At 71.5% G+C, this 7,861-nt stretch carries 6 protein-coding genes and 2 tRNA genes; 6 read left to right on the forward strand and 2 right to left on the reverse strand.

What is annotated here, in order from left to right:
• Nucleotides 1-101 precede the first annotated feature (101 nt).
• Nucleotides 102-173 (forward strand) — tRNA-Val (locus ACIQOV_RS17260).
• Nucleotides 174-382: 209 nt separating this feature from the next.
• Nucleotides 383-454: transfer RNA gene (locus ACIQOV_RS17265), tRNA-Val, on the forward strand.
• A gap of 79 nt (nt 455-533) precedes the next feature.
• On the opposite strand, the gene ACIQOV_RS17270 is transcribed toward ACIQOV_RS17265, so the two are convergent.
• Nucleotides 534-1,301 carry an exonuclease domain-containing protein gene (locus ACIQOV_RS17270; RefSeq protein WP_401049333.1) on the reverse strand — a complete coding sequence of 256 codons (768 nt, stop codon included), beginning with the start codon at nt 1,299-1,301 and terminating at the stop codon, nt 534-536.
• A gap of 166 nt (nt 1,302-1,467) precedes the next feature.
• On the opposite strand from ACIQOV_RS17270, the gene ACIQOV_RS17275 reads away from it, so the two are divergent.
• From ACIQOV_RS17275 to ACIQOV_RS17290, 4 genes are all read left to right on the forward strand, one after another.
• Entirely contained in the window at nt 1,468-2,025 is a 558-nt protein-coding gene (locus tag ACIQOV_RS17275; protein WP_359914486.1) for a DUF4365 domain-containing protein, read from the forward strand.
• A 32-nt stretch (nt 2,026-2,057) separates the two neighbouring features.
• Nucleotides 2,058-3,221, forward strand: a complete 1,164-nt coding sequence (locus ACIQOV_RS17280) for a hypothetical protein (protein ID WP_401049336.1) — start codon at nt 2,058-2,060, stop codon at nt 3,219-3,221.
• Between the two features lie 88 nt (nt 3,222-3,309).
• Nucleotides 3,310-5,289: a threonine--tRNA ligase gene (gene thrS / locus ACIQOV_RS17285; protein ID WP_401049337.1), complete on the forward strand. Its 1,980-nt coding sequence runs from the start codon at nt 3,310-3,312 to the stop codon at nt 5,287-5,289.
• Between the two features lie 146 nt (nt 5,290-5,435).
• Nucleotides 5,436-5,996, forward strand: coding sequence for an HIT family protein (locus ACIQOV_RS17290; protein ID WP_380546494.1), 561 nt, complete (start codon nt 5,436-5,438; stop codon nt 5,994-5,996).
• A gap of 69 nt (nt 5,997-6,065) precedes the next feature.
• Here ACIQOV_RS17290 and ACIQOV_RS17295 read toward each other — a convergent pair whose 3' ends face one another.
• Nucleotides 6,066-7,712 carry a hypothetical protein gene (locus ACIQOV_RS17295; RefSeq protein WP_401049339.1) on the reverse strand — a complete coding sequence of 549 codons (1,647 nt, stop codon included), beginning with the start codon at nt 7,710-7,712 and terminating at the stop codon, nt 6,066-6,068.
• Between the last annotated feature and the right edge of the window lie 149 nt (nt 7,713-7,861).

A 7,861-nucleotide genomic window follows, 5' to 3' on the forward strand; every position in this document is an offset into this window, starting at 1 on the left:
CCTGGCAGCTGGACGGGAGCTGACCCGCCCGGACGCGGGGCCGCGGGCGGGGAGCGTGTTCGGAGCACCCTCCGGGATGCGGTAATGTTTTCTCTGCACCCGGGCGATTAGCTCAGCGGGAGAGCACTTCGTTCACACCGAAGGGGTCACTGGTTCGATCCCAGTATCGCCCACCGGAATGCATTGTGATACGTGAGGCCCAGCCGATTATCGGCTGGGCCTCACGTGTATTTCCGGAATCCGCCTGAAGGGCCGCCGGTAATCGGCTGAGGGACAGTCACCTTCCCTGCGGGGCGCGAGTTCTGCGGAGGCGTCGGCGGTACCCGGAACGGGCGAGTTGTACGACCGGCCCCGAATGGTGCTAGAGTTCTTCTCGTTGCCCGGGCGATTAGCTCAGCGGGAGAGCACTTCGTTCACACCGAAGGGGTCACTGGTTCGATCCCAGTATCGCCCACCGGACAGCACGCAGGCCCTGACCAGGAAACCGGTCAGGGCCTGCGGCGCGTTTCGGGCCCGGAACGCCGGGCCGCGCGTCACGCCGCCGCCTCGCAACGGTGCTCCGGCTCCAGCCGGCGCCCGCATCCGCACCGGGCCGGCCGCAGCGGCCAGGACAGGTCCACCCGCTCCGGCGTCCCCGAGCGGTCGAACCAGTTCTGCAACCCGCGTGCCTGCGCCGCGTGCCAGATCGCCTGCCGCAGGTGCAGCTCCGCCGCCGACAGCCCGCCGAGCGCCGCCGGGTAGCGGGAGCCGATCCGCCGGGTCAGCGCCAGTGCCGCCGCCGCGTCCGCCGCCGCGTCGTGCGCCCCGGCCAGGACGACGCCGTAGTGGGCGCACAGGTCGGTCAGTGTCCGGCGGCCCTTGCGGTAGCGGTCCACGTGCTTGTCCAGCACCCGGGGATCCAGCACCACCAGCCCGGACGCCGCCAGCCCCGCGGTCAGCGTCAGCCCGTGATGGCGGCGCAGTTCCCGGTCCAGCAGCGTCAGGTCGTAGGGCGCGTTCATCACCACCACCGGACGCCCGGCCCGCGCCTCGGCCGCCAGCGCCCGGGTGACCTCCGCCACCACCGTGCGGGCCGGGCGGCCGTGGGCGCGCACCTGCTCGTCGGTGATGCCGTGCACCGCGCGGGCGCCGTCCGGGATCGGAACCCCCGGATCGGCGAGCCAGGTCGTGGTCCGGGCCGGCTCGCCCGGCGCGAGCTGGACGACCAGGGCGGCGGAGACGATCCGGTCGTTCTCCACGTCCACGCCGGTCGTCTCGGTGTCGAAGGAGGCGAGCGGGCCGGTGTACCAGTGCTGCTGCATGACTGCCCCTCAGACGAGCGTTGCGCCCGGTTGATACCCGGTTCTGACGCCCCTTCAACCCGTTTGGCCCAAGCCCGGCCGGGGATCCTGCCCATGACTGTCCCGTTCGAATCGACCGGCCCGTCCGGAGCGGGACGGGCCCGGAACCGGGGGAGGGCACGGGGCGATGGCACTGACCCAGCCGCAGCCCGAGGAGGCGGCGGCGGCCGTACTGCGCGGGAACCTCGCGGTCACCGCCTGCATGGAGACCCTGCAGGTCGGCTACCTGCACGCGGTCGCCGCCGCGGCCGGCTGCTCGCTCTCCCAGCCGTTCCCGGACAACGGCATCGACTGGCACGTCAGCCACGGCTCCCGGGCGCACGAGGTGGACGACGAGGTCACCGTCAAGATCCAGCTCAAGGCCACCCAGCAGGTCGCGCCCGACCCGGCCGGGCCGTTCTTCAGCTTCACCCTGGACAACGACCACCTGCGCAAGCTCGCCCGGCCCCGGGTCGCCGTGCCGCGGATCCTGGTCGTGCTGCTGCTGCCGCGCCGGGTCGACCAGTGGCTGCGGGCCCGCCCGGACGCCTTGGAACTGCGGCACTGCTGCTACTGGGTCAACCTGGCCGGCCACCCGGTCACCGGGCAGCGGCGCACCAACGTCCGGGTGCCCACCGCCAAGGTCTTCGACGACCGCGCGCTCTGCGACATCATGGCCCGGGTCGGCGCGGGCGGCAGCCCGTGACGGCCCGGGCCCGGCAGGGAGGAACCGGACCCATGACACCGCCGCACGCACCGGGCGAACCGGCCCGGCCCCTGCCCGACCCGGCCACCGTCGACCCGACGGTCCTGGCCACCCTGCTCGCCCGGCACGGCTGGGTCCGCCGCGGCGGACCGGCCGCCCGGTACGGACGCTGGACCCCGCCCGACGACGAGCCCGGCACCAGCCTGCTCGTCCCGGCCGGGGACGGCTTCGACGACGCCGTCGAACTCCTCGCCGACGCCGTCACCGCGCTCTCCCGCTCCCGCACCCCCTCCGCCCGCTCGATCCTGCTCGCCCTCACCGTCCCCGGCGACGAACTGCGCTGGCACCGCGAACCGTCCGGCCCCGCCGGGGCCACCCCCTGGGACGAGGCCGAGCGGCTCCGGCGGGCCGCCCGCGGGATGCTCGCCGCCGGCGCCAAGGCGGCCCGCACCAGGGCCGGCTACTTCGGCGCCCGGCTGGACGCCCTCGCCGGGGACTTCCTGGACCGCGTCCTGCTGGTCGAACAGGGCGCCGTGCTCACCGCCCACACCCCCGCCCCCGAGGGCCGCGCCGCCGTCACCACCCTGGTCCGCGCCCTGGAGGCACTGCGCGACGCCGTCGACTACCGCCGGGTCAGCGGCGGGCCCGAGGCCTTCGGGAACGCCGTCCGGGCCGGGGTCAGCCGGGAGCTCGTCCGGTCCGTCGAGGAGCTGGTGCGCGACGCGACGGCCGCCCGGCTCAGCGTCGCGTGGTCGCCCGCCGCCGGGACCCCGGGCGGCTTCGGGGACCGCCGGATCGACCTCGACTTCTCGCCCGGCGACCTGCCCGCCCTGGCGGAGGCCGCCGACCTGCTGGAACGGATCGAGCCCGCCGTCGACGTCACCGTGGTCGGCGTGGTCACCCGGCTCAAGCGCGCCGACCCGGCCGGTCCCGGCTCGGTACGACTGCGGGTGCTCACCGGCGCCGAGGTCCGCGAGCTCAAGCTCCGCCTGCCCGACCCCGACTACCGGCTCGCCGCCGAGGCCCACCTCGCGGGCCTGCCGGTCCGGGTCTCCGGCCGGCTGGACCGGCACGGCGGCTTCCGCCGGCTGACCCGCCCGCACGGACTGGAACTCCGCGGCTGGGAGGAAGGGGACCGCGAGCGGCTGCTGAAGGCGCTCGGGGAGAAGGCGGAGCGAGAGGGGGAAGGGGCGTAGGTGGACGGCGGGGGCGGCGCTCTCGGTACCATCGTCACGCGCAGCGCAGTGTTGCGTCCTCTGAAATCCAGCACGTCAGGAGAGACCGGTGACGGACGTCCGGGTAATCATCAGCCGCGAACCCGATCGGGAAGAGCGCGTGGTGACGACGGGCACCACGGCCGCCGAGCTCTTCGCCGACGACCGCTCGATCATCGCCGCCCGCGTCGGCGGCCAGCTCAAGGACCTCGCCTACGCCGTCCAGGACGGCGACGAGGTCGAGCCGGTCGAGATCGGCAGCAAGGACGGCCTCGACATCCTGCGCCACTCCACCGCGCACGTCATGGCCCAGGCCGTGCAGCAGCTCTACCCCGAGGCCAAGCTGGGCATCGGCCCGCCGGTCAAGGACGGTTTCTACTACGACTTCGACGTCGAGAAGCCCTTCCACCCCGATGACCTCAAGGCCATCGAGAAGAAGATGCAGGAGATCATCAAGCGCGGGCAGAAGTTCTCCCGCCGCGTGGTCACCGACGAGTCCGCCCGCGAGGAGCTGGCCGCCGAGCCGTACAAGCTCGAACTGATCGGCCTCAAGGGTTCCGCCGCCACCGCCGGCGAGGGTGCCGACGTCGAGGTCGGCGCCGGCGAGCTCACCATCTACGACAACCTGGACGCCAAGACCGGCGAGCAGTGCTGGGGCGACCTCTGCCGCGGCCCGCACCTGCCCAGCACCCGGAACATCCCGGCGTTCAAGCTGATGCGCAACGCGGCCGCCTACTGGCGCGGCAGCGAGAAGAACCCCATGCTGCAGCGCATCTACGGCACCGCCTGGCCGACCAAGGACGAGCTCAAGGCCCACCTCGACTTCCTCGTCGAGGCCGAGAAGCGCGACCACCGCAAGCTCGGCAACGAGCTCGACCTCTTCTCCATCCCCGAGGAGATCGGCTCCGGCCTCGCCGTCTTCCACCCCAAGGGCGGCATCATCCGCCGGGCCATGGAGGACTACTCGCGCAAGCGGCACGAGGAGGAGGGCTACGAGTTCGTCTACACCCCGCACGCCACCAAGGGGAAGCTCTTCGAGAAGAGCGGCCACCTCGACTGGTACGCGGACGGTATGTACCCGCCCATGCAGCTCGACGAGGGCGTGGACTACTACCTCAAGCCGATGAACTGCCCGATGCACAACCTGATCTTCGACGCGCGCGGCCGCTCGTACCGTGAACTGCCGCTGCGCCTCTTCGAGTTCGGGACGGTGTACCGCTACGAGAAGTCCGGCGTCGTGCACGGCCTGACCCGTGCCCGCGGCTTCACGCAGGACGACGCGCACATCTACTGCACCCGCGAGCAGATGGCGGAGGAGCTCGACTCCACGCTGACCTTCGTGCTCAACCTGCTCCGCGACTACGGTCTGACCGACTTCTACCTGGAGCTGTCGACCAAGGACCCGGTCAAGTACGTCGGCAGCGACGAGACCTGGGAGGAGGCCACCGCCGTCCTGGCGAGCGTGGCCGAGAAGCAGGGCCTGCCGCTGGTGCCGGACCCGGGTGGCGCGGCCTTCTACGGCCCGAAGATCTCGGTGCAGGCGCGGGACGCCATCGGCCGCACCTGGCAGATGAGCACCATCCAGCTGGACTTCAACCTGCCCGAGCGCTTCGACCTGGAGTACACCGCGGCGGACGGCTCGCGCCAGCGGCCGGTCATGATCCACCGGGCGCTGTTCGGCTCGATCGAGCGCTTCTTCGCGGTGCTGCTGGAGCACTACGCCGGCGCCATGCCGCCGTGGCTGGCCCCGGTCACCGTCACCGGCATCCCGATCACCGACGAGCACGTGCCGTACCTGCTGGAGGTCGCGGCCGAGCTGAAGAAGCACGGGATCCGGGTCGAGGTCGACACCTCGGACGACCGCATGCAGAAGAAGATCAGGAACGCACAGAAGACCAAGGTGCCGTTCATGCTGATCGCCGGCAACGACGACGTCGAGGCGGGGGCGGTGTCGTTCCGCTACCGCAACGGCGAACAGAAGAACGGCGTTCCGCTGGCGGACGCGGTTCAGGAGATCGTGGATGCGGTGAAGAGTCGCATCCAGGTGTGACGCGGGCCCCGCCTGGGCGGGGTATCTCTGGCGTTCCGGTCGAGGACGCCATTGCCGGGATCTCGGCCCCGCGTTCGCGGGGACAGCGCGGGGCAGGCTCTCGATGAGTCTGCCCCGCGCGGCTTTGCAAGCACCGTCGGGCGAATATGCTGATCAGCATGACGACTGAGCCGGAACTTCAGCGGGGCGTCGGTGAGCCGGACGGCTTCCGCCGCTTGTGGACGCCTCATCGGATGGCGTACATCCAGGGTGAGAACAAGCCCACCGGCCCGGCTCCGGACGACGGTTGTCCGTTCTGCTCGATCCCGTCCCTGAGCGACGAGGACGGGCTGATCATCGCCCGGGGGAGTGCCGTGTTCGCGGTGCTGAACCTGTACCCGTACAACGGCGGGCACCTGATGGTGGTCCCGTACCGGCACGTCGCCGACTACACCGACCTGGACGAGGCCGAGACGGCCGAGCTCGCGGACTTCACCAAGAAGGCGATGACGGCGCTGCGGGCGGCCTCCGGGGCGCACGGGTTCAACATCGGGATGAACCAGGGCGCGGCGGCCGGGGCCGGGATCGCGGCGCACCTGCACCAGCACGTGGTGCCGCGCTGGGGCGGGGACACCAACTTCATGCCGGTGGTCGGCCACACCAAGGTGCTGCCGCAGCTGCTGGCGGACACCCGGAAGATGCTGGCCGAGGCCTGGCCGCAGGGCTGATCCGAGGAACAACGCGGGAGGGCCCCACCGAGATCCTCGGTGGGGCCCTCCCGCATGCGCTGCGCCGGATCAGCCGGCGTTGAAGGTGTCGACGTCGTAGGGGCGGGGGCTCTGCGCCTCGGACTTGATGATCGAGGTGCGGTTCTTGAAGAAGCGGTCGGCGTCCAGGTCGTGCTCCTCCAGGAACTCCAGCGTGGCGGCGTGGACCGCCGCGAGCACCGGGACGGCGGCGTTCTGGGCGTTGTCGACCATGGAGCGGTTCTCCCAGGCGCGGCCTGCCCAGATGTGCCGCAGCCCGAAGGGCTCGGGCAGGCCGAGTCCGCCGCCGAGCCAGCCGAGCAGGCCGGGCATCCGGTAGAAGGGGGCGCGGACGGCCTGGCGGACGACCTCGTCGTTGTCGATCAGGGGGAGCTTGACGGTGCGCTCCTCCCAGAACCGCACGGTCTTGGCGACCGACTTCTCCTTGTCCTTGGGCTTGTCGAAGAAGACGCCCTTGACCGGGCCGAGCGCGTAGCCGGACACGGTGATGTTCAGGACGTTGGCGAGCAGGGTGACGGTGACGGTGAAGGTGAGGACCAGCTTGCCGTCGTGGGTGATGAACTGGGTGGCGAGGTAGTGCCGGGGGCCGCCGGAGAAGGTCTGCTTGTCGGCGACGCTCTGCACGGCGAAGTCGCGCATCCGGTCGCCGTCCATGTCGGCGTTGCCGGGGCGGCTGATCTCGTCGGCGCCCTCGCCGATGTCGAAGACCACCCACTGCTTGATGGCGACGTTGGGCATGCCGCTGTTGGCGACGTGGCTGACGCCGAGGCCCTTGAGGTGGGAGGAGATCCGGCGGATCAGGTCCCAGGGGTGGAAGGCGCGGAAGTCGACGTGGCCCTCCGCGGGGTGGAGGGTGTCGGCGAGGCGCCATTCGCCCCAGCGGCGGCCGGCACCGAGGATGCCCTTGGGGCCGGCGTAGTGGTGGATGTTGGTCTCCTGCTCGGCGTCCAGGCGGCCGAGCTTGTCGCGCAGGTCGGCGGCCTTCTTGTCGAGGTCGTCCCGGGGGACGGCCTTGGCGACGGAGGCGGCCACCACGCTGCCCTCGACCAGCGCCTGCCAGCGGGAGCGCAGGTCCTTGGCGGAGCGCTCGACGATCCGGCGGGCGAGGTACCAGCCGACGACCGGGGCGAGCATGGTCACGCGCAGGTAGACGCCGATGAAGCCGCTGGCCGGCGGGCGCAGCGCGAGCAGGACGGCGAGGGCGGCGGTCGCGGCGAGCACGATGCCGCCGTAGACGGCCGCGTTCTTCGGGTTGTCCCGCTTGAGCCAGGCACGGAGCTGGAAGGCGCCGAGCCAGATCAGGGTGCCGGGGAGGAAGAGCACACCGGTGGCGATGGAGACGGTGCTGAGTTGCCGGTCGCGGGTGTTGCGCAGTTCCTCGGCGGCCAGGCAGTGTTCGACGACCTGGCGGGTGTCGACTCCGAAGGCCGGGACGATGGGTTTGCGGCCGCCGCCCAGGGCACGGGAGATCAGCGCCTTGCTGAAGGCCTCGCCGAGGTTGGGGCGGAAGAGCGCGAAGCGGCCCTTCTTCTCGGTGGCGTCGGTGACGGCGCCGACGAAGCCCTTGATCTCGCCGTCGCGGTACGCGGTCGAGGAGAGTCCCTGGGTGATGGCGGTCTGCGGGCCGGCGTCGGTCCGGGGTATCTGCGCACCCGGGGTCATGTCGAGTGTGGTCACGGTGGCGTCCCCTCCTCCCCTTGTCAGCGGCAGGTTACCGTGCCGTGGCACCCCCGCGCGGATGATCGTCTGAAGTACCGTCACCGGAGGCCTGAGGGGCATGATGCCCAGCTTCGGGCGGGTCGATACCCGTCGCGAGGAGGATGGGG

Origin of the sequence: Kitasatospora sp. NPDC091257 (genome assembly GCF_044757675.1) — a bacterium.
GTDB classification, from domain to species: Bacteria; Actinomycetota; Actinomycetes; order Streptomycetales; family Streptomycetaceae; genus Kitasatospora; species Kitasatospora lactacystinica.

What these genes read in the sequence shown, in the direction of transcription:
- ACIQOV_RS17275 (WP_359914486.1), top strand. Translation starts at nt 1,468, where the DNA reads ATGGCACTGACCCAGCCGCAGCCCGAGGAGGCGGCGGCGGCCGTACTG.
- ACIQOV_RS17270 (WP_401049333.1), bottom strand. Translation starts at nt 1,301, where the DNA reads ATGCAGCAGCACTGGTACACCGGCCCGCTCGCCTCCTTCGACACCGAG.
- ACIQOV_RS17280 (WP_401049336.1), top strand. Translation starts at nt 2,058, where the DNA reads ATGACACCGCCGCACGCACCGGGCGAACCGGCCCGGCCCCTGCCCGAC.
- ACIQOV_RS17290 (WP_380546494.1), top strand. Translation starts at nt 5,436, where the DNA reads ATGCTGATCAGCATGACGACTGAGCCGGAACTTCAGCGGGGCGTCGGT.